Below are 23,711 nucleotides of genomic sequence, written 5' to 3' on the forward strand. Positions count from 1 at the left end.
CGACTAGGAACCGGTGGGGACGGTCGTGTCCGCGGCGCCTCGACGCTCGCGCGGCGTCAACGGGAACGGATCGGGGACGCTCGTGTCGCCGGCTTGCCGCGCCTCGACGAAACGCACGAGCTCGAGGTCGAGACCCTCCGTGCGCATCCGCAGATCGATGTAGACGAGCGAGACGGCGGCGGCCGTGACGACCGATGTCACCGCCGTCACGACGAGTGACACGAGGATGAGGAGGATGTAGGTGACGACGAACGTCGTGAGGGCGGCGCCCTCGACGCTTCCCGTCGGGTCGATGAGCGATCCGCCGATCCCCATGATGAGGCTGATCGGCGTGGTCACGACCTGCGAGGCGACGCTCAGGATGATCGAGATGAGCGCGAGCACGCCGAAGGTGCGCCAGAAGTAGCCGCGGGTGAGCCGCCACGAACGCGCGACGGCGCGCGACACTGGGGCCCTCTCGAGGACGATGATGCTCGGGACGATCGCGAGCTTGGTGCCCAGCCACGCGTAGAGCACGATGAGTCCGAGTGCGCCGATGACGCCGATTCCGATGCCGAGGGCGATGAGGTCGGTGCTCACCGCGATCACGAGCCAGACCACGGCGGCGACGAGCCCGACGGCGATGAGCGCCGCGAGCGAAGCGAGGAGGGTCCAGCCGACGAGGGCCCAGAGCCTGGGTGCGGCCGCACGCCAGACCTGCCCGAGCCGGAGTTTCTCGCCGAGTGTCGCCCGCGCGACCTCCGCGACCACGACGCCCTGGACCATGACGCTGCCGATGAGCGAGATCGCGATCGGGATGAGCGCGGCGAGGATGATGGCGAGGACCGAGCCGGCCGTGATGGCATCCCGGTCGTCCGGCGCCGCCGAGGTGATGCGCGACACGGCGAACCACGTGACCCCGCCGATCACGAGCACCGACACGACGATCGTGATTCCCTGGACGAGCAGGGCGCTGCCGAAGGTGGCCTTCGGGTTGCGCCGCATGGCCTGGAACGGCGCGCCGAGGAGGGTCCCGAAGCCGAGGGGGCGCAGCGGGATGAGCCCGGGCTTCGGCGGCGGAGCCCAGCCCGTCGGAGCTCCCGCGGGAGCTCCGGTCGACCACGCGGGCTGGCCGGGGGGAACGCCGTATCCGGCGGGGGACGCCGGCGGGTACTGGCCGTAAGCGGACGGGTGGACGTATGGGGCCTGCTGGCCGTATGCGGGCTGCTGGCCGTAGCCACCCTGCTGGCCGTATGCGGGCTGCTGGCCGTAGCCGCCCTGCTGGCCGGCCGTGTCGCCCCACGGGGACCCGGCGGGCTGCGGTGCCGCCGGCGCCGCCCACGGCATCGCCGGTGGGCCGGCCTGCGGGGGAGTCGACCTCTCCGAGTCGGCGACCGGCGCGTCCGTCTCGTGGCGATTCCTCGCCGAGGTGGGCGCCGGGTACTCCGGCTCGCGTGCGTCGTCACCCATGTGGCAGACCCTTCCCGACACCGTCCGATTGTCCCTCCATGCTTTCACACGGTGGCGACGCGCACATGGCCGCGACGCGCGTGATGCCGACTCCCGCGGATCGGCTCGACTACTCTGAAGAGAACATCGCGGGTGCGATCGGGCATCGCGGCCCGCGCGAGACACGAGAACGGGGCCCATGAGCGCACGAATCCTGGTCGTCGACGACGACACGGCTCTCGCCGAGATGATCGGTATCGTCCTGCGCACCGAGGGCTTCGACACGGTCTTCTGCGGTGACGGCTCGCTCGCGGTCGAGGTCTTCCAACGGGAGAAGCCCGACCTGGTCCTCCTCGACCTCATGCTCCCGGGCCTCGACGGCATCGAGGTCTGCACGCTGATCCGACAGGAGTCGGGCGTCCCGATCATCATGCTCACGGCGAAGTCGGACACGACCGACATCGTCGGCGGGCTCGAGTCCGGCGCGGACGACTACATCGTCAAGCCGTTCAACCCGAAGGAACTCGTCGCACGCATCCGTACGCGACTGCGCCCGGCCTCCGACGACTCGAGCGATGTCGTCCGCATCGGCGACCTCACCCTCGACGTCGCCGCGCACGAGGTCACCCGTGGATCGGCGCGCATCCCCCTCACTCCGCTGGAGTTCGATCTCCTGGTGACCCTCGCGTCGAAGCCCCAGCAGGTCTTCACGCGCGAGATGCTGCTCGAGCAGGTCTGGGGATACCACTACAAGGCCGACACCCGCCTCGTGAACGTGCACGTCCAGCGGCTCCGCGCCAAGGTCGAGGTCGACCCGGACAACCCGCGCATCGTCATGACCGTGCGGGGCGTCGGCTACCGCGCGGGCAGCACAGACTCCGCCTAGACCCGTGTCCGACGCCGGTTTCGATCCGTCCGCCTTGGCGCGGTCGGTGCGTTCGCTCCCTCGAGCGATCGCGGCATCGTGGCGGCGTTCCCTCCAGTTCAAGACCGTCGTCGTCACGATCGGTCTCACGGGTCTCGCCGTCTTCGTCGCGGGGGCGTACATGTCCGTGAGCATCGGCAACGACCTCTTCCAGTCGCGACTGGATCAGGTGCTCGTCGACTCGGCGAGAGCGCAGCTCGCTGCGCAGCGCACCTTCGACGCCGCCGAGACGGGGGACGCCGTCAATCTCGACAGCGTCATGGGTTCGGCGCGCAACGACATCGCCACCGTCTCGTCGTCCCGGATGATCACGGTCTACCGAGTGCCCGGCCAGGACTTCGATCCGGCCGCACCGCAGGACTTCGAGAGTCCCGGTCTCGACGCCGCCGTCATCTCGCCCGAGCTGCGGGAAGCGGTCTCCGAGAATGCCGAAGGTCAGTGGTGGCAGTCCGTCGGCTTCTCCGGTTCGGCCACGGGGTCTCCGGGAATCGTCGTGGGACAGCGCGTGACGGTTCCCGGTGCCGGCGACTACGAGCTCTACATGGGGTACGACCTGAGCGACCAGGAGGAGACGCTGCAGTTCGTGCAGCGCACCCTCTTCGTGGCGGGGCTCGCGCTGCTCGCCCTCGTGGGCGCCGTCGCGTGGGTGGTCGTGCGCATCGTCGTGCGCCCGATCCGCGAGGCGGCGGAGACCAGTGAGAGGCTCGCGGCCGGTGAACTCGAGGTGCGTATCGACCGGACCGGCGACGACGAGATCGCGACGCTCGCCCGATCGTTCAACGAGATGGCCGACACCCTCCAATCGCGTATCCGCGAGCTCGCGGAACTCTCGCTCGTCCAGCAGCGTTTCGTGTCCGACGTCTCCCATGAGCTGCGCACGCCGCTGACGACCATCCGTCTCGCGGGCGACGTGCTGTACGACCAGAGGGACGACTTCGCCCCCGCCACGGCACGGACGGCCGAGCTGCTCCACACGCAGGTCGAGCGCTTCGAACTGCTCCTGGCTGACCTTCTCGAGATCAGCCGGTACGACGCCGGATCGGCCGAGCTCGAGACGGAGCCGACGAGCATCGCGAGGCTCGCCGAGGAGTCCGTCGAGGAGATGCGGGACCTCGCCAGACAGCACGGTTCGGAGCTTCTGCTCGTCGCGCCGGGCGGCTATACCGAGGTCGACGTCGATCCGCGCCGGATCCGCCGCATCGTGAGGAATCTCGTGGGCAACGCGATCGAGCACGGCGAGGGCCGTCCCGTCGTCGTCTCGGTCGACAGCTCCGAGGGGGCCGTGGCGCTCGGAGTCCGCGACTACGGGCTCGGGATGAAGGAGGAGTACACCGAGCGCGTCTTCGACCGGTTCTGGCGGGCGGACCCGTCGCGCCGACGCACCATCGGGGGTACGGGACTCGGACTCTCCATCGCGATGAGCGACACCCGGCTGCACGGGGGGTCCCTCGACGTGTGGTCGCGTCCGGGCCTCGGGAGTCTCTTCCGGCTGACGTTGCCGCGCGTGCCTGGCGGGCCGCTCGGCACGTCCCCCCTGTCGCTGCCCCCCACCGATACCGAGCCTCCGGTGACCGTGCCGGACGACGCCGTCTCCGGACGACAGGATGGATCCTCGTGAAGCGCGTGCTCTCCGCCGTTCTGGCCGTCCTGGTGCTCGTCGTCTGCGCCGGGTGCGTCGGCATCCCGCGGAGCAGCGACGTGCAGGCGGGCAAGCCGATCACGACGGACGACGACCTCGACATCACGTTCATCCCGAGCGGGCCGCAGGCCGGATCGACGCCGGAGCAGGTGCTCAGGGGCTTCATCGCGGCGGCGACGGGCTCGCAGAACAACTACGCGGTCGCGCGCGAGTATCTCGCGCCCGGCATCTCGGAGTCGTGGCAGCCCGACAAGAGCGTTCTCGTCGACACGGCGTCGGAGCGTCGCTTCCAGTCGAACGGCGACACGACCCAGCGGTTGAGCGTCTACCCCGAGGCTCAGGTCGACGAGCGCGGACTGTACGAGCGGAACCCGTCGGACAACCCCGTGCAGCTCGACTACCGCTTCGAAGAGGTCGACGGCGAGTGGCGGATCAGCTCGGCGCCCGACGGGATCGTCCTCGACTCCGACACCTTCATGACCGTCTTCGGGGCGCACGCGCTCATGTTCTTCGACCCCACGTGGACCTACCTCGTGCCCGACATCCGTTGGTTCCCCACCCGCGCATCCACGGCGACGACCGTCGTCAAGGCGCTCCTCGACGGGCCGTCGTCGTGGCTCAGCCAGGGTGTGCGCACGGCGTTCCCGGACGGCACGTCGCTGTCCGCCCAATCGGTCGTCGTGGACGGCGATATCGTACGGATGGACTTCTCGGGTGGTTTCGTCGGCGAGAACGCTCTCGGCCAGTCGCGCATGAAGGCGCAGTTGAGCGCGAGTCTCGCCGGGATCGGCACGCTGGGTCCCGACAGCATCTCGGCCGCCGGGGCCGTCGTGTCGATCGACACGCTCACGGTGCCGTCCCCCCGTGTGGACGCGAGAGCACTCGTTCTCTCCGAGGAGGGGTTCGGATACCTGACGAGCGACGGCGTCGAACGCATCGACGGCGTCTCGGACGACGTCGAGGAGCTGTCGCCGTCCGCGGTGTCCGTCGGCGTCGGTGCGGCCTTCGCTGCAGCGCTCACGGGTGACGGCCTCTACATCGCCACGGGCCAAGGCGAGCCGCTGCGCGTCGACTCACGTGCAGATCTCATCGTTCCGAGCGTCGACCCCTTCGGCTTCACGTGGAGCGTCCCGGCGGACGACCCCGGCGCCGTGATCGCCTTCCAGCGGGACGGCAGCCTGACGGAGGTCACGACGCCGTGGCCGGAGGCGTCGAGCATCGCGTCGCTCCAGGTGTCGCGGGACGGCACTCGCGTCGCCGCCCTCATCACGAGTGGTTCGTCGACGCGTCTCGTCGTCGGCGCCGTGGTGCGCGCCGAACCCGGAGGGGCTCCCACGGCCATCGGCGACCTCCACGAGCTGGACGAGACGAGCAATGAACCGCGTGCCCTCACCTGGGTCGACGACCGCTCCGTGGCGACGCTGACGCAGGCCGATGACGGGACGGGCGAGATCGAGGTGCAGACGATCGGTTCCACCGCCACACCGGCGCCCTCCCTCGACGGCGCGACCATGATCGTCGGGGCGAACACGGCGCAGCAGGTGCGTGCGTTGCTCGACTCCGGCGAGGTCCGCGTCCGCAGCGGATCGGGGTGGCAGACGCGTGCGACCGGGATCCAGGTGCTCGCGACGCAGCTCGCCTCTCTCGGCTGACGCCGGCTCGCTCGCTCGGGCGATCGTCGGGTCCGTCGTCCACAGCTCCGCTGAGCCCCCGATCACCACCGGATCGTTCGCAGGAAGAGTGTTCGCATCCGGCTCACGCGCACACTCGTTCGCATGACGTCACCCGTGACCGCCGCGGCGCGGCTCGCTCGCCTCGCCCGAGAGGCGCTGGTCGCTGCCGGGGCCGTGGTCGTCCCCGTCGCATGTGCGGGCTGCGGGCGGGAGGACACACCCCTGTGCGCCGAGTGCCGCGACCGTTGCGTGGGGAGCGTGCGTCTCGAGCACATCGACGGCCTTCCCGTGCGTTTCGCCCTCGACTACTCCGACGAGGTGGCTCGTGTCGTGGTGGCGTTCAAGAACGATGGTCGGACGGGGTTGGCCCGCGTCCTCGCCGAACCGTTCGGCCGGAGCATCGACGATGCGGTGGGCGCCCTCGCGACGCACGGGACGACCGTCGACGATCGAGTCCTCGTCGTGCCGATCCCGAGCCGTCGGGCCTCGATGCGGCGGAGGGGCTATCGCCCGGTCGCGCTCCTCGCGCGGAGAGCGGGGGTACCGCTCGACGCGCGCCTGCGCTTCGCGCGGCAGCCGCTCGACCAACTCCGGCTGGGGCGCAGGGAACGGGGTGAGAACCTCCGGGCGGCGATGGTCGCCGATCCGCTGCTCGACGGCCGACGGGTCCTCATCGTCGACGACGTCCTCACCAGCGGGGCGACCGTTCGCGAGGCGGCACGCGCGATCGACGCCGTCGGCGGGACGGTGGTGGGAGCGGCCGTGCTCGCGCGGACGCCTTCGGGCAGGCGCTCGCGCCGGCGCGAGCGCGACTTGCTGGGAGGTCCGTCAGAGTCGCCGTGACAAGCACAGGCAGCGGCGCTAGGGTCGAGTGACCACGGCGTGGAAGAACCGCCCGAATCGTCAGGCGGCACGCCGAGAACGGGGAGGTCGCTGTGGAAACCAACATCGTCGGTCTGGGGCTGGGGATCACGGATCGCTTCCGCGACTACGTCGAGGAGAAGTCCGACAAGCTCGGGAACCTCGCGGATCGCGCACTCGCATTCGACGTCAAGGTCAGCCGTCATCACGACAAGAGCGGCAAGCCCGGCGAGGACAGGGTCGAGCTCACTCTCGTCGGCCCCGGCCCGCTCGTCCGAGCGGAGGCCTCCGGCTCGGACAAGTACGTCGCCTTCGACCTCGCCATCGCCAAGATCCTCGAACGGGTCAGGCGATCGAAGGATCGGAAGAAGGTCCATCGAGGGAAGGGCAGGACGCCGCTCCGAGCGGCGAGCGAGCAGGGCTTCGCGAACGCGGGGCTGCAGGCCGCGTCCGTCGACGTTCTCGAGCGCGTGCAGACCGGCTCCCTCGACGTCGTCGGCTCCGAGGACGAGACCGATGAGGAGAACTACAGCCCCGTCGTGATCCGCGAGAAGGAGTTCCCCGCCGAGTGGATGACGGTGGACGAGGCGGTGGATCGCATGGAGCTCGTCGGTCACGACTTCTTCCTGTTCATCGACGCGCGGACCGATCAGCCGAGCGTCGTCTACCGACGCAAGGGATGGGACTACGGCGTGATCGAGCTCGTCGACGAGTCGGCCAAGGCGGCCGCTCGCGGCTGACCCGCTCGGCGACGCTCTGAACGGTGGCGTGCATCCCACGGGGATGCACGCCACCGGCGTGTCCGGAGGGCCTCAGGGGGTCGTTGCGGCTTTGGCCGGGCGTCCCCGGCGAGGTTTCGTGGTCGACAGGGGGAATGGAGACGGTCGCGAGGCGCCCAGGACCTCGGCGCACCGGTCGAGCCAGCGCATCTCCGTCTCCGCGTCCATGACGAGTCCGTCGCGAAGGAGGCCCCACGCCACCTCCTCCGCGCTCCCGCCCTCGCCGCCGAACACCGAGCGCTCGAGCTCGTCGAGACGGGCGGTCGTCGCCGAGCGCTGCGCGGCCACGACCGCTGCGGCGTCCACGCCGGGCAGCGTCGATGCGATCGCGACCTTCACGGCGAGTTCGTCCCGGGTGCCCGTCGTCGGTCGGACGGGTTCCGTGAACCAGTCGGTGACGGCGGACCGTCCATCGATCGTGATCTCCCAGTAGAGATGCCCCTCTGCATCCGTCTCGCCCCGCCGGACGAGTCCATCGCGCTCGAGACGCTCGAGCGTCGTGTAGATCTGTCCGACGTTGAGGGGCCACGTCGAGCCGGTGCGCCGATCGAACTCCGCGCGGAGCTGGTAGCCGTAGCAGGGCCCCACGGCGAGGATGGCGAGGAGGCTCTGGCGGACGGTCATTGATCTCCGGGGATCGGGCTCGGACGGAGCCTGCGGGTGGGGACATACGGATCATATGCATACCCGGTAGGTGCTCGCGGGAGACCCGTCGCGCGCCGTCCACGCGTGCCGCCGTCAGCTCAGGAATCCGCGGAGGAGGGCTGCCGACCCGTCGAGGTGCTCGGCCATCGCGGCGCCGGCGCCCTCGACGTCGCCCGTGAGGATCGCGATGGTGATCGTCTCGTGCTGCTCGTTCGAGTGACGGATGTTGCGGTCGAGGAGAGGGATGCCGTCGAGGAGCCGATTGACGCGCATCCGGTTGTCCGCGAGGGCGGGGAGGAGCGAGGGGGATCCCGTGAGCTCGCCGATCACGAGGTGGAGGCGCGAGTCGAGTCGCCGGTAGTCGTCCCCCGTCGCGGATCGAGATTCCCGGAGGCTCGACCAGAGGAGCTCACGCTCTGCAGCGGTGAGTGTGCGCGCGGCCGCTGCCCGCGCCGCGCCCACCTCCAGGATGGAACGGAACACGAGGGCGTCCTCGATCTCGGCGCTCGACGGCCGCACGCCGGGCTCCTCGGACGGTGCTCCGGCCGGTTCGGGCAGGCTCTCGCTCACGAACGTCCCGCCGTAGCGACCCCGCCGGGAGACGAGGTAGCCGGCCTCCGCGAGCGAGGTGATCGCTGCGCGCACCGTGTCGCGGCTCACGGCGAGACGGGTGGCGAGGTCCCGCTCGGACGGGAGCGCCTCGCCGGGAGCGACGAGACCGAGCCGGATCGTCTGCAGGAGCCGGCTCACTGTCTCCTCGAAGGCGTTCTGCTCCCGGACCGGGCGGAGGACGGCATCCTCCGCCGTCACCCCGTCGGCGGGGGAAACGTCGACGGGGTCCGTCACAGCGGCGTCACGTACGCGCTGCCGATCCCGCCGTCCACGGAGAAGGTCGAGGCGGTGATGAAGGACGCGTCGTCGCTCGCGAGGAAAGCGACGGCGGCCGCGAGCTCCTCGGCCTCGGCGAACCGGCCCATGGGCACGTGGACGAGACGTCGGGCAGCGCGTTCCGGGTCGGACGCGAAGAGCTCCTGCAGCAGCGGAGTGTTGACGGGCCCTGGGCAGAGGGCGTTCACGCGGATCCCCTGGCGCGCGAACTGCACTCCGAGCTCGCGAGTGAGGGCCAGGACACCGCCCTTCGACGCCGTGTACGAGATCTGCGACGTCGCGGATCCGAGGAGCGCGACGAACGACGCCGTGTTGATGATCGAGCCGGATCGCTGGCGCACCATGTGGCGGAGGGCGGCACGCGAACAGAGGTAGACGGAGGTGAGGTTCACATCCTGAACGCGCTGCCACGCCGGCAGCTCGGTGGTCTCGATCGAGTCGTCGTCTGCCGGCGAGATGCCGGCGTTGTTGAACGCGATGTCCACACGACCGTGCGTCTCGGCCGTCCCGTCGAAGAGCGCGTCGACCGACTCCTGGTCCGCGACGTTCGTGGCGACGAAGGAACCGCCCACCTCCTCGGCCGCCGCGGCTCCGGCGGCCTCGTCGAGATCCGCGATCACGACGGTCGCGCCCTCGGCGGCGAAGCGTCTGGCCGTCGCGAGCCCGATGCCGCTCCCGCCTCCCGTGACGACGGCGATGCGACCACCGAGTCGTGCGGTCAGGTCGATGCGGTCGATGGTCATGTCGTCTCCTCGGATGGTGCGGATGCTGATGGTGCGGTTGTCGATGGTGATGGGGTCGATGGCGGGGCGTCGTCGATCGCGAAGAAGACGTTCTTCGTCTCGGTGAACGCGAGAGGCGCGTCCGGGCCGAGCTCGCGCCCGACACCGGAGTGCTTGAATCCGCCGAACGGAGTCGAGTAGCGGACGGACGAGTGCGAGTTGACCGAGAGGTTGCCCGACTCCACCGCGCGCGAGACGCGGACGGCGCGCGAGAGGTCCCGTGTCCAGATCGAACCCGAGAGTCCGTACGGCGAGTCGTTCGCGAGCCCGATCGCGTCGGCCTCGTCGTCGAACGGGACGACGGAGACGACGGGGCCGAAGATCTCCTCGCGGAACGCGCGGTCGGTCCGCGAGGGGAGAAGGACCGTCGGAGGGAACCAGAAGCCGTCGCCCGATGGGGCGGAACCGCGGAACGCCACGGGTGCGCCCGCCGGCACGAAGCCCTCGACCTTTGAGAGGTGCTGCCGCGAGACGAGCGGTCCCATCTCGGTGCTCTCGTCGAGCGGGTCTCCGACCGCCACGGCTGCGACGGCGGGCTCGAGAAGCTCGAGGAAGCGATCGAGGACGGAGCGCTCCACGAGGATCCGGCTGCGCGCGCAGCAGTCCTGACCCGCGTTCTCGAACACGCCGGACGGTGCCGTGCGTGCGGCGCGCTCGAGGTCGGAGTCCGCGAAGACGATGTTCGCGCTCTTGCCTCCGAGTTCGAGCGTCACCTGCTTCACCTGCTCGGCCGCGAGCGCCATGACCCGCTTCCCCGTCGCGGTCGATCCCGTGAACACGACCTTGCGAACATCCGGGTGCGTCACGAGGCGCTCGCCGACGACGGGTCCGAGCCCCGGGAGCACCTGGAAGAGGTGCTCGGGGAGCCCGGCCTCGAGCGCGATCGCCGCAAGCCGCAGCGACGTGAGAGGCGTCCATTCCGCGGGTTTCAGCACCACGGCGTTGCCTGCGGCGAGCGCGGGGGCGAACGCCCAGGAGGCGATCGTCATCGGGAAGTTCCAGGGGGTGATGACGCCGACGACGCCCACGGGATCGTGGAACGTGATGTCGAGGCCTCCGGCGACGGGGATCTGTGCGCCCGCGAGCCGTTCGGGGGCCGCGGCGTAGTACTGGAGGACGTCGCGCACGTGGCCGGCCTCCCAGCGCGCCTGACCGATGGGGTGACCGGAGTTGGTCGCCTCGAGGCCGGCCAGTTCCTCGATAGCGGCGTCGACGGCGCCCGCGAACGAGCGCAGGGCCGCTGCCCGATCCGCGGGCGCGCGGCGCGCCCACTCCCGCTGGGCGACGAGAGCCCGGGCCACGGCCTCGTCGGTCTCCTCGATCGACGTCGAGGGGACGTCGGCGAACGTCCGTCCCGTCGCGGGGTTCACGAGGGCGGTCGTCATGCTGGTGCTCCTTCGGTGGATGCCGCGGTCACGAGCGCGGCGAACAAGCGGGGGTCGGCGAGGTCCTCCTCGGGGTGCCACTGCACCGCGACGACGAAGCGCGAGTCGGGCGCCTCGATCGCCTCGATCACACCGTCGGAGGTGACCGCGGACCTCACGAGTCCGGCGCCGAGCTCATCGATCGCCTGGTGGTGGTACACCGTGGCGGTGACGGAGCCGCCGAGGATCGCCGCCAGTCGTGTCGCGGGGGCGACCTCCGCCTCGACGGTCGAGAAGATGCCGCCGCCGAGCTGATAGCGCTCGTGCCCGACGACGTCGGGGAGGTGCTGGTGGAGGGAGCCGCCGCGCAGGACGTTCAGCACCTGTGCGCCCCGGCAGATCCCGAGGACGGGCAGGTCGACCTCGAGCGCATGCTCGAGGAGCGCGAACTCCCATGCGTCGCGGTCACGTCGTGGCTCGTCGGTGAGGGCGTGCGCCGACTGACCGTACCGAGCGGGATCCACGTCCTTGCCTCCCGTGAGGACGAGCCCGTCGAGGCCGTCGATCACGCGCGCGAGACTCGCGGGGTCGACCGGCTGCGGTGGCAGGAGCACGACGGTGCCGCCGGCTCGCGTGACCGACTCGATGTAGGCGTTCGGGAGGAAGGACGCCGGCGTGTCCCACACGCCGCACGACGCCTGCTCGAGGTACGTCGTGACCCCGATGACGGGACGGCGTGATTCAGAGTCGTTCGAAACCACGGACCCGCTCCCAGTCGGTGACGGCGGAGTCGAACGCGCGTTGCTCGACCGCCGCGGCGTTCAGGTAGTGGGCGACGACCTCCTCGCCGAACGCCTCCTTCGCCACGTCGGACGCCGCGAAGAGCTCGGCCGCCTCGCGAAGGGTCGACGGCACGCGCTCGGCGTCGCTCTCGTACGCGTTGCCCGCGAGCGGGTCGCCGAGCTCGAGCTCCTGGTCGATCCCGTGCAGCCCGCCGGCGATGAGTGCGGCGACGGCCAGGTACGGGTTCACGTCGCCGCCCGGCACGCGGTTCTCCATCCGCATGGACGGTCCGTGACCGACGACGCGAACGGAGCACGTGCGGTTGTCGAAGCCCCAGGCCACAGCGGTCGGAGCGAAGCTGCCGTCCGCGTAGCGCTTGTACGAGTTGATGTTGGGCGCGAGGAAGAGCGTCAGCTCGCGGAGGGTCGCGAGCTGACCGGCGACGAAGTGCCGGAAGAGTCGGGACATGCCGTCGGGCTCCGCGTCGTCGGCGAAGACGAACGACCCGTCGGTCCCGCGGAGCGACAGGTGGATGTGGCAGCTGTTCCCCTCCCGCTCGTTGAACTTGGCCATGAAGGTGAGGCTCTTCCCGTGTGCCTCCGCGATCTCCTTCGCCCCGTTCTTGTAGACGGAGTGGTTGTCGCACGTGCCGAGGGCATCGGTGTAGCGGAAGGCGATCTCCTGCTGGCCGAGATTGCACTCTCCCTTGACGCCCTCGCAGTACATGCCGGCGCCGTCCATGCTCACGCGGATGTCGCGCAGGAGGGGCTCCATGCGTGTGGACGCCTGGAGCGCGTAGTCGATGTTGTAGTCGGTGGCGGGGGTGAGGTCGCGGTAGCCCCGCTTCCAGGCCTCGCGGTAGCCGTCGTCGAACACGATGAACTCGAGTTCCGTGCCCACGAACGGTGCGAGTCCCCGTTCGGCGAGCCTCTCGATCTGGCGCTGCAGGATGCGCCGGGGCGACTGCTCGACGGCCCTCTCGTCGAGCCAGTGGAGGTCGGCGGTCACGAGCGCGGTGCCGCGCAGCCACGGGGTGAGACGGAGGGTGTCGAGGTCGGGGATCATCGCCATGTCGCCGTATCCCGTCTCCCAGCTCGACATCGAGTAGCCCGCGACGGTGTTCATCTCGACGTCGACGGCGAGGAGGTAGTTGCAGCACTCGGCCCCGTGCGCGGCGACCTCCTCCATGAAGAGTCGGGCGGAGACGCGCTTGCCGACGAGTCGGCCCTGCATGTCGGTGAACGCCACGATGACCGTGTCGATCTGACCCGTCCCGGTCAACTCGCCGAGGCGTTCGAGGGTGAGGTTTCCGGTTGATGCCATGGCTGCTCCCGCCGCGTAATGGACTGATCTCGACCATTAGAACACATGACATCCCGCGCCGAGGCTCGGAGTTTTACATGCTGTTTACATCCAAAGGTTGGCTGAGCCGACCAATATGGGAATAGTCTCTGCTGCAATCGGGCCACGGTCCCGACGAGCCCCACGTCAACGACACGAAGGAAGAGAAGCCGATGGCCGCAGCAGACAAGCTGAGCGTCTCAGGAGTCACCTACAGTCACGCGGAAGACGGATACTTCGAGAAGCGCCGCCTCAAGCGCACGGCCGGCTTCTGGGGGATCTGGGGAATCGGGATCGCCGCGGTGATCTCCGGAGACTTCTCGGGCTGGAACGGGGGACTCGCGGTAGCCGGCTGGGGCGGTCTCGTGCTCGCCTTCGGTCTCGTGATCGTCATGTTCCTCCTGATGATCAACAGCATCGCGGAGATGGCCGCAGCCATGCCGCACACAGGTGGCGCCTACTCGTTCGCTCGGGCGGCGATGGGTCCGTGGGGCGGTTTCGTCACGGGCTTCGCCGAGACGATCGAGTACGTCATGACGACGGCCGTCGTCACCTACTTCTCCGCGCAGTACGCCGACCAGATCCTCGACACGCTCGTGGGCGTGAGCCTGCAGGAGCAGAGCATGATGTGGGTCTGGTGGCTCATCCTCTACGTCCTGTTCGTGGGCCTCAACTCGATCGGGGCCAACACATCGTTCCGCTTCGCGATCATCGTGGCCATCATCTCGCTCGGCATCCTCGCCGTCTTCGCGGTCCTCTCGGTCACGTCCGGCGCGTTCGACGTCGCGAAGCTCTTCGACCAGCCGGTCCAGGAGGGTGGATCCGCGTTCCTGCCCTTCGGGTTCTGGGCGGTCATCGCCGCGATGCCGTTCGCGATGTGGTTCTTCCTCGGCATCGAGGAGCTGCCGCTCGTCGCCGAGGAGGCGCACGACCCCGAGAAGGACATCCCGCGGGCGAGCCTGTGGGGCTTCGCGACCCTCATCGTCACGGGCGGCACCGTGCTGCTCCTGAATCCCGGCGTCGTCGGCGCCGAGGCCACGGCCGGCTCCCTCGAGCCGCTGCTCGACGGGTTCCGTTCCGTCATCCCCGACGACCTCGCCGCGGTCCTCTCCGCGTTCGCCCTCATCGGACTGCTCGCCTCGCTGCAGGGCATCATGTTCGCGTACGGACGCAACGTGTACTCCCTGTCCCGCGCCGGTTACTACCCCAAGTTCCTCTCCCTGACGGGTCGGCGACAGACGCCGTACGTCGCGCTCGCCGCGGGAGCCGTCGTCGGCTTCTTCTCCCTCTTCATCGCCGAGTACGGCGGAGCGACGGCGGGAAGCATCGTCCTCAACATCGCCGTGTGGGGTGCCGTGATCGCCTACATGCTCCAGATGGTGTCGTACGTCATCCTGCGTCGGAAGTTCCCGAACGCTCGCCGGCCGTTCCGCAGCGTGTTCGGCATCCCTGGCGCGATCATCGCCGGCGTCCTCGCCTTCGTCATCTGGATGGGCGAGAACCTCAACCCGGCGTACACCCCGGCGATCGTGGCCGCGATCATCGTGTACGTGATCGCGCTCGTGCTCTTCGCCGTCTTCGGCCGCCGGAACCTCGTCCTCTCTCCCGAAGAGGAATACGCGATGAGCGGGGGTCTCCACGGCGACCCCGAGACGGACGGCTACGGCGGGTCCGTGGAGGACGAGATCCTCGGGCGGCGCTGACGGGCGGGTGGGCGGGCCACAGGGCACCGCTGACTTTCAGCGTGCAGCGGGAAGGCCGGACTAGCATGGGACGGTGCAGGCTTCGCCCTGCCCGCAAACACGCACCGGCCCGATGATCGCGGTCGATGTCGACGACGCACGAGTGGAGTTCAACCGTGGCCTCAGTACTAGAGAAGGTCCTCAGGGTCGGCGAAGGCCGCATCCTGCGCCGACTGCAGAGCATCTCGAAGACCGTCAACTCGCTCGAGGACGACTTCACGGGTCTCAGCGACGAGGAGCTGCGTGGTGAGACCGAGCAGCTCAGGGAGCGCTACGAGAAGGGCGAGTCCCTCGACGATCTCCTGCCAGAGGCCTTCGCCGCCGTTCGGGAGGCCGCGAAGCGCACGCTCGGCATGCGCCCGTTCGACGTGCAGATCATGGGCGGGGCGGCCCTGCATCTCGGCAACATCGCCGAGATGCGCACCGGTGAGGGCAAGACCCTCGTCGCGACGCTGCCCGCCTACCTCAACGCCATCGCCGGCAAGGGCGTGCACATCGTCACGGTCAACGACTTCCTCGCGTCGTATCAGTCCGAGCTCATGGGTCGTGTGTTCCGAGCGCTCGGCATGACGACGGGGGTCATCGTCTCCGGCCAGACGCCGCCGCAGCGCCGCGAGCAGTACGCGGCCGACATCACCTACGGCACGAACAACGAGTTCGGCTTCGACTACCTCCGAGACAACATGGCGTGGCAGTCGAAGGACATGGTCCAGCGCGGCCACTTCTTCGCGATCGTGGACGAGGTCGACTCGATCCTCATCGACGAGGCGCGGACGCCGCTCATCATCTCGGGCCCGGCGTCGGGCGAGGCGAACCGGTGGTTCACCGAGTTCGCGAAGATCGCCGTGCGTCTCGTCGAGGGCGTCGACTACGAGGTGGACGAGAAGAAGCGCACCGTCGGAGTGCTCGAGGCGGGCATCGAGAAGATCGAGGACCACCTCGGCATCGACAACCTGTACGAGTCGGCGAACACGCCGCTCATCTCGTTCCTCAACAACGCGATCAAGGCCAAGGCCCTGTTCAAGCGCGACAAGGACTACGTCGTCATGAACGGCGAGGTCATGATCGTCGACGAGCACACCGGCCGCATCCTCGTGGGCCGCCGCTACAACGAGGGTGTGCACCAGGCCATCGAGGCCAAGGAGGGCGTCACCGTCAAGGCGGAGAACCAGACCCTCGCCACCGTGACGCTCCAGAACTACTTCCGCCTCTACGACAAGCTCTCGGGCATGACGGGTACCGCTGAGACCGAGGCGGCCGAGTTCATGTCGACGTACAAGCTCGGTGTCGTGCCCATCCCGACGAACAAGCCCATGCAGCGCAAGGACCAGTCGGACCTCGTCTACAAGAACGAGGAGTCGAAGTTCGCGCAGGTCGTCGAGGACATCGTCGAGCGTCACGAGAACGGTCAGCCGGTCCTCGTCGGAACGACGAGCGTCGAGAAGAGCGAGTACCTGTCCCGGTTGCTCGCCAAGAAGGGCATCCGCCACGAGGTCCTCAACGCGAAGAACCACGCGCGTGAGGCGGCCATCGTGGCTCAGGCCGGCCGCCTCGGCGGAGTGACCGTCGCCACGAACATGGCCGGTCGTGGAACCGACATCATGCTCGGTGGAAACGCCGAGTTCCTCGCCGTCCAGGAGATGAGCCAGAAGGGCCTCTCGCCGTCCGAGACGCCCGACGAGTACGAGGCCGCATGGGACGAGGTCTTCGATCGTGTCAAGGCCGAGGTCGAGGAAGAGGCCGAGAAGGTCCGCGAGGCCGGCGGGCTCTACGTCCTCGGCACGGAGCGCCACGAGTCGCGCCGCATCGACAACCAGCTGCGCGGTCGTTCCGGCCGACAGGGCGACCCGGGGGAGAGCCGCTTCTACCTCTCCCTCACCGACGACCTCATGCGCCTGTTCAACTCGGGCGCCGCCGAAAGCATCATGAGCCGTGGGGTCCCCGACGACGTCGCCATCGAGTCGAAGGTCGTGAGCCGCGCCATCCGGTCGGCTCAGGGCCAGGTCGAGTCGCGTAACGCGGAGATCCGGAAGAACGTCCTGAAGTACGACGACGTCCTCAACCGCCAGCGTGAGGCGATCTATGCCGACCGCCGACACATCCTCGAGGGTGACGACCTCCACGAGCGCACGCAGAAGTTCTTGGAGGGCGTCATCGACGAGGTGCTCGATCAGCACCTCGCCGAGGGCTCGAGCGACGACTGGGACCTCGACGCCCTGTGGGTCGAGCTCAAGACGCTGTACCCCATCGGGCTCACGATCGACGAGGTCGTCCAGGAGTCGTCGACCCGCGGTCGCCTCAACCGCGACTTCCTCCGTCGCGAGATCCTCTCCGATGCGAAGCTCGCATACGAGCGCCGCGAGGAGCAGCTCGGCTCGCCAGCGATGCGCGAGCTCGAGCGTCGTGTCGTGCTGCAGGTCATCGATCGCCGCTGGCGCGACCACCTGTACGAGATGGACTACCTCAAGGACGGCATCGGGCTGCGCGCGATGGCTCAGCGCGACCCCCTCGTCGAGTACCAGCGTGAGGGCTATGCGATGTTCCAGCAGATGATGGGGCAGATCCGCGAAGAGTCCGTCGGCTACCTGTTCAACCTCGAGGTCGAGGTGAAGAGCGCTGACGAGGTCAGCGCGTCGATCTCGGCGAAGGGGCTCGCCCGGCCGGAGGGCGAGGAGGAGAAGCTCAGCTACTCCGCCGCGGGCGAGGACGGCGACGTCGAGGTGCGCAACCAGCGCGGTCAGATCGAGAAGAGCGCCACGAATCGCGCGCGTCAGGCGGCCGCGAAGGCTGCGGCTGGTCCGGCGGCCGCGGCGGAACCCGCTCAGGCTCCGTCCGGCGGTAGGGCTCCCCAGAAGCGCCCGTCCGGCTCGGGTGCTCAGAAGACGCAGCCAGCCTCTCGTGGAGCGTTCGGCCAGTCGTCCGACGGAGCGGGGAGCGCGCCCGGCGCCAACCGTGCCCAGCGTCGAGCGAACGACCGCAAGGGGAAGTAGGACGAAACGACGATGCGGCGGTCCGGTGAGGACCGCCGCATCGTCGTTTCTGGGGGACCCGCTCCGACCCCGTCGGCGGGCGGTCATCGCACGGTGCGGCTCAGCGCTTGTGAGTTCAGCGGTCGTGCGAACTCAGCGTTCGTGTGAGTTCAGCGGTCGTGTTGACTCAGAGCACGTGTTGACTCAGCGCTCGTGTGGACTCAGAGCACGTGGATGGCGACAGCGCGCCAGCGGCGGTCCACACCCTCCAGGCGGATCGCGACGGCGCGGGCGCGTCGACGGGCGTGGGCGATGACGACCCCCTCCACGACACCGTCCCGGGGGCTCGTGACGATCACGCTCCCGATGCGGAGTACAGGACGCGCGACGGTGGCGCCGGAGAGGATGCGTGCGCGCTTGGCCAAGACCGATCGACGCAGGATCCCGCGGTAGACGTCTTCGCTCACCCATCGAGCCAGCTGCTCGAGCTCGCGAGCGCCGCCGAGCACCTCGACGACGCAGCGCGCGAGGTTCTCGAGCAGCGGAGCGGGGTCGGGAAGGTCGGCCGTCGACGTGGCTTGGCGCCCGAAGAATCTGTCGATGTCGAACGGCTCGCCCCGGCGGGCGCGGGCGACGGTGTCGTGTGTCGACCGGACGTCGGAGGCGCCACGCGTGCGGGCGCTCGCTGAAGAGGCAGTAGGCATACAGGGATCCGATTTTCGGGCGCGCTCGACCATCGGTACCCCCTGATCGGCGCCGAGACATGGTCGACCGACGGGATCGCCGAGAGCGAGCCCGTGTCGCCTAGCCATCACCGAGGCGACGGCAGCCTGCGCCGGGAGATTCGTCGGTGGAGGACCGAGAGGCGCTTCACCGGAGAGTGGTCGAAGATCGAGCGTTGAACGATGTGAAGAGACGGGTCCTCGCCCGCATGATGTATGCGGACGGGGCCGAAAATCGCGGTTGACCGCGACTTCGGTGGCAGCGCCTCGCCCCCCAAATCGGCGCGCGTCTGCATCAGCATGTGTCCCCCGAACGGGGGTATTTGTTGAGGCTACGATAGTGCATTCCGAGTTCCCCCTGCGGAACTCGGCTGTGGCCTGTGGAGAGAATACCCACGACCCCCGAGAGCGACAATGGTCCCCCCTCTCCCCGTATCGGGGGGTGTTCTCCCGCGCCGGATACCGCGCCCTCGAACGGGATGGGGAGAACCACGGCCCCGATGCGGCGCACGTCGATACTGTGGCGCACGTCGATACTGTGGCCCCGTCGGACGGAGGTGGAATGCGTTGGGATGATCTGTTCGACGATCTCGAGAGCCAGATGGCATCCGAGCGCGACGCGGAGGAACGCGACGCGTGGGCCGATGCCGAGCGCACCAGGGTCGGTCGGCTTCTGCTCCGCGAACGGCTCGAGGCGCACGCTGCGGGGTCACGATCGGCGGTCCCGCTCACCCTCGAGCTGTCGGCTGGTGACCGAGTCGTCCTCCGGCCCACCACCTTCGGCCGTGACTGGCTCTCCGGCGAGACGATGACGGCCGATTCGCGGGGACGTGGATGCATCGTTCCGACGGCATCGATCTCGGCGATCAGCATGCCGGCTGCTGACGTCCCTCGCAGCCTCGCGGCGCTCCCCTCGACGGGCGGCGCCCCTCGTGTCTCCGAGCGCATCGGGTTGGCCTTCGTCCTCCGCGATCTCTGCAGGCGACGAACCACCGTCGAGGTGCACACGCTCGGCGGAGTCCGTTCGGGCACGATCGATCGCGTCGGTCGCGATCACCTCGATCTCGCCGTCCACGAGCGGGATCTCGCCCGTCGGCAGCGCAACGTGACGCACGTGCTGATCATCCCGTTCACGGCAGTCCACCGCGTCATGCTCTGAAGTGGTGCGGGCTGCGCGGTGGTGCAGGCTCCGCGGGGGCGTCGGCTGGACGGTTCAGCGGCGCGGCGTCGCCGCCACTCCCCACACGTCCGAGAGGTCGGCGACGCTTGCGCCGGCGATCTCCCGCCACAGTCCCATTCGGCGGGTCTCCTCGTACTTGCCGGCGATGAAGTCCTCGAGGACGACACGTTCGATTCGCCATCGACGGGGACTCCCGACGCGGATGGCCGGGAGTTCGGACGACCGGACGAGGTCGAGTACCTCAGCCGAGGAGATGTTGAGGACCTCCGAGGCGTCGTCGATCGTGAGAAACCGTCCGATCGAGTCTGGGGATACCGCGTCCATGCAATTGATTATGGAGCCAGCGGACGGCGCCAGCCGGTGCTGTGGATAACATTCGGGGCTCCTGGGTGCGGCTTGGCACGATGGCTCCCGGCGCGGGGTACGTGCCGGATGGGGGAATGACGCGATGGGTGTTCTGGCGACGAGACGACGACCCGTATTCCGGGCGGTCGATGTCCGGCTCGTGATCGGCGCCGCTCTGGTGCTCGCTTCCATCGGCGGCGTCTGGGCGGTGGTGTCGTCGTCAGATCGATCGGTCGCCGTCTACGCGGCGTCGTCGACGATCGTCGCGGGGGACACGATCGAGGTGGCCGACCTCTCGGTCCTGCACGTCTCACTCGGCGACGCGCAGAAGCTCTACGTCGAGACGGGCGCTGTCGCCGACGGCGCTGTCGCGACCAGGACGGTCTTCGCCGGTGAGCTCGTCCCGGAGGACGCCATCGGTGCACCGCAGGACGTCTCCTCCGCCCAGGTCGTGGTGACCGTGGCCGGGCAGCTCCCTGCGGGCGTCGCGGCGGGCCGTGAGGTCGATGTGTGGTCGTCGGGCGGGTCGGACGCGTCCGATGGGCGCGATCGGGAGCCGCCGTCGGTCCTCGTCACGGGCGCGACGGTCTCCCGCATCGTCGAGGACGAGGGGCTCGTCTCCGGAAGCGGGGACGTCTCCGTCGAGCTCGCCCTTCCCGAGGGTGCCGTCGCCGTGGTTCTCGCGGCGACGGCGTCGGGTGACACCCTCGCCCTCGTCCCGGTCACGGCGGCCGACTGATGAGGATCGCGTTCGCCGTCGATCGAGCTCTCGAGGATGCGGTCATCGGCGCGCTCGTCGAGCGCGGACACGACCTCGTCGCACGCTTCTCCACGGGAGACGACGTTCCGGCCGTCCTCGGCTCGCTGTCGCCCGACGTCCTCGTTGTTTCCGCCGATCCGGAACACCTGACGAGGGCGGTTCTCGCCGCGTGCGACGACGGCGGCGTGCGGCTGGTCGCCCTGCTCGACGGCGAACCGTCTCGCCGGCTGTCCGTGTCACTCGGCGTATACGACGTCGTCTCCGTCGATGCGCCGATCGACGACCTCGACGAACTCGTCATCGGCGCGACGGCCACCGCACGCGCAGTGACTCACTCCGGCGGAGTGGTGGCCGTGTGGGGGCCGAGCGGCGCGCCGGGACGGACCACGGTGGCCATCACGATCGCGCACGAGCTCGCCAGGAGCGGTGCGACCGTCGCCCTCGTCGATGCGGACACGGTGGGCTCCTCCGTCGCCGCCTCTCTGGGGATGCTCGACGAGGCACCCGGCCTCGCTGCTGCGTGTCGACTGGTGGGACAGGACGCCCTCACGACGGACGAGTTGGAGCGTGTCGCCCGCGATCACCCGGTCGACGCCGGTCGGTTGGCGGTCCTCACGGGGATCTCGCGGTCCTCCCGATGGCCGGAACTGAGCGCGGATCGGGTGTCTCGGACCCTCGATCTCTGCAGATCATGGGCCGATCATGTCGTGATCGACTCGGGATTCTCGCTCGAAGACGACGAAGAGCTGTCGAGCGATCTCTTCGCCCCGCGTCGCAACGCCGCGACCGTCGCATCGCTGCGTTCCGCCGACCGGATCGTCGCCGTGGGGGCTGCCGATCCCGTCGGGGTCACACGCTTCATCCGCGCCTACTCGGAGCTGCGCGAGATCGTGGGTGACACCCGTGTCGACACCGTCATGAACAGGGTCCGTTCGTCGACGATCGGCGTCGGTGCCGGCCACCAGCTGGTGACGACGCTCCGACGATTCGGGGGCATCGAGGATGCGGTGCTCGTCCCGAACGATGCTCGCACCGCCGACGCCGCCGTGTTGGAGGCCCGGCCGATGGGAGAGGTGTCTCCCCGATCACCCGCTGTCGCGGAGATCCGACGCTATGTGAAGGCGCACATCCTGCCGCAGACCACCTCGCGATCGGAGAGCCGACGGTCCGCGAGGCGGGACGACGCCTCGCTCTCCGCAGGCTTCCGCCGGGCGGGATCGAGGCGGGAACGCCCGGCCTAGACTGGTCCCGTGTCGACGCTCAGTGAATTGGTACTCGCCCAAGGCCGCTCAGGAGACGAGGACGTCGACTGGCTCCACATGCTCATCCAGGACGCCCAGTTGCTCGCCGACCTCGCGTTCGCCGACATCGTCCTCTGGGTCCCCACGAACGACGGCAGCTTCGTGGCGGTCGCGCATTACCGGCCCTCGAGCGCAGCGACCCTGTTCTACCGCGACTTCGTGGGTCAGCGCATCAAGCAGCAGTGGCGCAGTCAGGTCACGGAGGCCTTCGAGACCGGGGTCATCGTGGACTCGTCGGCGCCCGATTGGTACGAGGAGACGCCGACGCGCGTGCGAGCCGTCCCCGTGCTGCGCCGCCTGCGCTCGTCGCACCCGGAGACGACCGAAGCGCCCATCGCCGTGCTCACGCGTCACACGAACCTCGGCGAGGCGCGGACGCCGAGCCGTCAGGAGCTGACGTTCAACGACACCGCGAGCGAGCTGTTCACGATGATCGCTGCCGGAGACTTCCCCGACCTCTCGGCTCCGGCGGGTCCGCGTCGAGGCGCACCGCGCGCCTCCGACGGGCTCATCCGTCTCGACGTCGAAGGCGTGACGACCTTCGCGAGCCCGAACGCGCTCTCGGCCTTCAACCGGATGGGGTTCATCGAGGAGCTCGAGGGCGAATCGCTCGCGGAGGTGACCACTCGCATCCTGCCGTCAGAGGATCTCACCGACGAGTCTCTGCCCCTCGTCGTGACCGGCCGTGCGCCGTGGCGCACGGACATCGAGGCACGTGGCGTCACGGTCACTCTGCGCGCCATCCCGCTGCGTCGCCAGGGCGCACGCACCGGTGCGATCGTGCTGTGCCGCGACGTGTCGGAGCAGCGCCATCAGGAGAGGGAGCTGCTGACGAAGGACGCCACCATCCGTGAGATCCATCACCGGGTGAAGAACAACCTGCAGACGGTGGCGTCGCTCCTGCGCATCCAGTCCCGCCGCTCCCACACGGAGGAGGCCCGCAACGCGCTCGGGCAGGCCATGCGTCGCGTGGCCGCGATCGCCGTCGTCCACGACACGCTGTCGGAGGGGCTCAGCCAGGACGTGAACTTCGACGAGGTGTTCGATCGCGTGCTCATGCTCGTGGCCGAGGTGGCCTCAGCGCACAACACGACGGCGCATCCCCGCAAGACGGGAACGTTCGGCGTGCTGCCGAGCGAGTATGCGACCCCGCTGGCCCTCGCCCTCACCGAACTCGTGACGAACGCCGTGGAGCACGGCCTGAACGGCCTCGAGGGCAGCGTCGAGATCGAGGCGCAGCGAAGCGATGAGAGGCTCACGGTCGTGGTCCGTGACAACGGAGCAGGCCTCCCCGAAGGGAAGGTCGGATCCGGCCTCGGTACTCAGATCGTGCGCACTCTCATCCAAGGAGAACTCGGCGGGACGATCGATTGGCATACCGTGGTGGGCAACGGCACAGAGGTGACGATCGAGATGCCGTTCCGGTGGATGCGGAGTCGTTGACATCCAGGTGACGCCGGGTTGTCGACGATTCTGAGTTCCCGTCGATCCTGAGTTCTCGACGATCCAGTTCCCGACGATCCTGAGTTCCCGACGATCCTGAGTTCCCGACGATCCTGAGTTCCCGACGACGCCGAGTGCTGA

General features: G+C 69.0%; 20 protein-coding genes. 11 read left to right on the plus strand and 9 right to left on the minus strand.

All coding sequences use genetic code 11. The features are described 5' to 3' along the window. Window positions 1-3 precede the first annotated feature (3 nt). The gene (locus CLV49_RS12165; protein ID WP_158261972.1) at window positions 4-1,449 is read right to left on the minus strand and encodes a glycerophosphoryl diester phosphodiesterase membrane domain-containing protein; all 1,446 of its coding nucleotides are present in this window, start codon (window positions 1,447-1,449) and stop codon (window positions 4-6) included. 178 nt (window positions 1,450-1,627) lie between these two features. On the opposite strand from CLV49_RS12165, the gene mtrA reads away from it, so the two are divergent. The 5 genes from mtrA to hpf all read left to right on the plus strand — a co-directional run bounded on the left by mtrA (window position 1,628) and on the right by hpf (window position 7,266). Then, window positions 1,628-2,314, plus strand: a complete 687-nt coding sequence (gene mtrA, locus CLV49_RS12175) for an MtrAB system response regulator MtrA (protein WP_106563774.1) — start codon at window positions 1,628-1,630, stop codon at window positions 2,312-2,314. Between the two features lie 4 nt (window positions 2,315-2,318). Next, the gene (gene mtrB / locus CLV49_RS12180) at window positions 2,319-3,971 is read left to right on the plus strand and encodes an MtrAB system histidine kinase MtrB (RefSeq protein ID WP_424978363.1); all 1,653 of its coding nucleotides are present in this window, start codon (window positions 2,319-2,321) and stop codon (window positions 3,969-3,971) included. Further along, the gene (locus CLV49_RS12185; protein WP_106563775.1) at window positions 3,968-5,644 is read left to right on the plus strand and encodes an LpqB family beta-propeller domain-containing protein; all 1,677 of its coding nucleotides are present in this window, start codon (window positions 3,968-3,970) and stop codon (window positions 5,642-5,644) included. The genes mtrB and CLV49_RS12185 overlap by 4 nt, the downstream gene beginning before the upstream one ends. 123 nt (window positions 5,645-5,767) lie before the next feature. Then, complete coding sequence (locus CLV49_RS12190) at window positions 5,768-6,508, plus strand: ComF family protein (protein ID WP_106563776.1); 741 nt, start codon at window positions 5,768-5,770, stop codon at window positions 6,506-6,508. A 92-nt stretch (window positions 6,509-6,600) separates the two neighbouring features. Further along, window positions 6,601-7,266: a ribosome hibernation-promoting factor, HPF/YfiA family gene (gene hpf / locus CLV49_RS12195; RefSeq protein WP_106563777.1), complete on the plus strand. Its 666-nt coding sequence runs from the start codon at window positions 6,601-6,603 to the stop codon at window positions 7,264-7,266. Between the two features lie 72 nt (window positions 7,267-7,338). Here the strand turns inward: hpf and CLV49_RS12200 are convergent, their stop codons facing one another. From CLV49_RS12200 to CLV49_RS12225, 6 genes are all read right to left on the minus strand, one after another. Next, the gene (locus CLV49_RS12200; RefSeq protein WP_106563778.1) at window positions 7,339-7,929 is read right to left on the minus strand and encodes a PadR family transcriptional regulator; all 591 of its coding nucleotides are present in this window, start codon (window positions 7,927-7,929) and stop codon (window positions 7,339-7,341) included. 114 nt (window positions 7,930-8,043) lie between these two features. Beyond that, on the minus strand, window positions 8,044-8,796 hold the full coding sequence (locus CLV49_RS12205; RefSeq protein WP_243696591.1) for a FadR/GntR family transcriptional regulator: 753 nt from the start codon (window positions 8,794-8,796) through the stop codon (window positions 8,044-8,046). Further along, window positions 8,793-9,581 (minus strand): 3-oxoacyl-ACP reductase, encoded by a 789-nt coding sequence (locus CLV49_RS12210; protein ID WP_106563779.1) that lies wholly within the window; start codon window positions 9,579-9,581, stop codon window positions 8,793-8,795. The genes CLV49_RS12205 and CLV49_RS12210 overlap by 4 nt, the downstream gene beginning before the upstream one ends. Continuing rightward, a complete protein-coding gene (locus CLV49_RS12215) occupies window positions 9,578-11,005 on the minus strand; it encodes an aldehyde dehydrogenase family protein (protein WP_106563780.1) in 1,428 nt (475 codons plus the stop codon). Before CLV49_RS12215 ends, CLV49_RS12210 begins: the two co-directional genes overlap by 4 nt. Then, window positions 11,002-11,745: a gamma-glutamyl-gamma-aminobutyrate hydrolase family protein gene (locus tag CLV49_RS12220; protein ID WP_106563781.1), complete on the minus strand. Its 744-nt coding sequence runs from the start codon at window positions 11,743-11,745 to the stop codon at window positions 11,002-11,004. Before CLV49_RS12220 ends, CLV49_RS12215 begins: the two co-directional genes overlap by 4 nt. Beyond that, a complete protein-coding gene (locus CLV49_RS12225) occupies window positions 11,726-13,090 on the minus strand; it encodes a glutamine synthetase family protein (RefSeq protein WP_106563782.1) in 1,365 nt (454 codons plus the stop codon). The genes CLV49_RS12220 and CLV49_RS12225 overlap by 20 nt, the downstream gene beginning before the upstream one ends. A 191-nt stretch (window positions 13,091-13,281) precedes the next feature. On the opposite strand from CLV49_RS12225, the gene CLV49_RS12230 reads away from it, so the two are divergent. Next, window positions 13,282-14,811 (plus strand): amino acid permease, encoded by a 1,530-nt coding sequence (locus CLV49_RS12230; protein ID WP_106563783.1) that lies wholly within the window; start codon window positions 13,282-13,284, stop codon window positions 14,809-14,811. Between the two features lie 155 nt (window positions 14,812-14,966). Continuing rightward, window positions 14,967-17,840: a preprotein translocase subunit SecA gene (gene secA, locus CLV49_RS12235; protein WP_106565077.1), complete on the plus strand. Its 2,874-nt coding sequence runs from the start codon at window positions 14,967-14,969 to the stop codon at window positions 17,838-17,840. A 200-nt stretch (window positions 17,841-18,040) separates the two neighbouring features. On the opposite strand, the gene CLV49_RS12240 is transcribed toward secA, so the two are convergent. Next, window positions 18,041-18,523 (minus strand): Rv3235 family protein, encoded by a 483-nt coding sequence (locus tag CLV49_RS12240; RefSeq protein ID WP_243696590.1) that lies wholly within the window; start codon window positions 18,521-18,523, stop codon window positions 18,041-18,043. A gap of 580 nt (window positions 18,524-19,103) precedes the next feature. On the opposite strand from CLV49_RS12240, the gene CLV49_RS12245 reads away from it, so the two are divergent. Beyond that, entirely contained in the window at window positions 19,104-19,700 is a 597-nt protein-coding gene (locus CLV49_RS12245) for a hypothetical protein (RefSeq protein ID WP_106563784.1), read from the plus strand. Window positions 19,701-19,754: 54 nt separating this feature from the next. On the opposite strand, the gene CLV49_RS12250 is transcribed toward CLV49_RS12245, so the two are convergent. Continuing rightward, window positions 19,755-20,045, minus strand: coding sequence for a helix-turn-helix domain-containing protein (locus CLV49_RS12250; protein WP_106563785.1), 291 nt, complete (start codon window positions 20,043-20,045; stop codon window positions 19,755-19,757). 124 nt (window positions 20,046-20,169) lie between these two features. Between CLV49_RS12250 and CLV49_RS12255 the strand changes: the two genes are divergently transcribed. The 3 genes from CLV49_RS12255 to CLV49_RS12265 are packed head-to-tail and all read left to right on the plus strand — an operon-like array spanning window position 20,170 to window position 23,570. Next, a complete protein-coding gene (locus CLV49_RS12255) occupies window positions 20,170-20,805 on the plus strand; it encodes a hypothetical protein (RefSeq protein WP_106563786.1) in 636 nt (211 codons plus the stop codon). Further along, window positions 20,805-22,067 carry a CpaE/TadZ family protein gene (locus CLV49_RS12260; RefSeq protein WP_106563787.1) on the plus strand — a complete coding sequence of 421 codons (1,263 nt, stop codon included), beginning with the start codon at window positions 20,805-20,807 and terminating at the stop codon, window positions 22,065-22,067. The genes CLV49_RS12255 and CLV49_RS12260 overlap by 1 nt, the downstream gene beginning before the upstream one ends. 9 nt (window positions 22,068-22,076) lie before the next feature. Next, window positions 22,077-23,570 carry a sensor histidine kinase gene (locus CLV49_RS12265; protein WP_106563788.1) on the plus strand — a complete coding sequence of 498 codons (1,494 nt, stop codon included), beginning with the start codon at window positions 22,077-22,079 and terminating at the stop codon, window positions 23,568-23,570. The last annotated feature ends 141 nt before the right edge of the window (window positions 23,571-23,711 follow it).

The organism is Labedella gwakjiensis, assembly GCF_003014675.1.
Lineage (GTDB): Bacteria > Actinomycetota > Actinomycetes > Actinomycetales > Microbacteriaceae > Labedella > Labedella gwakjiensis.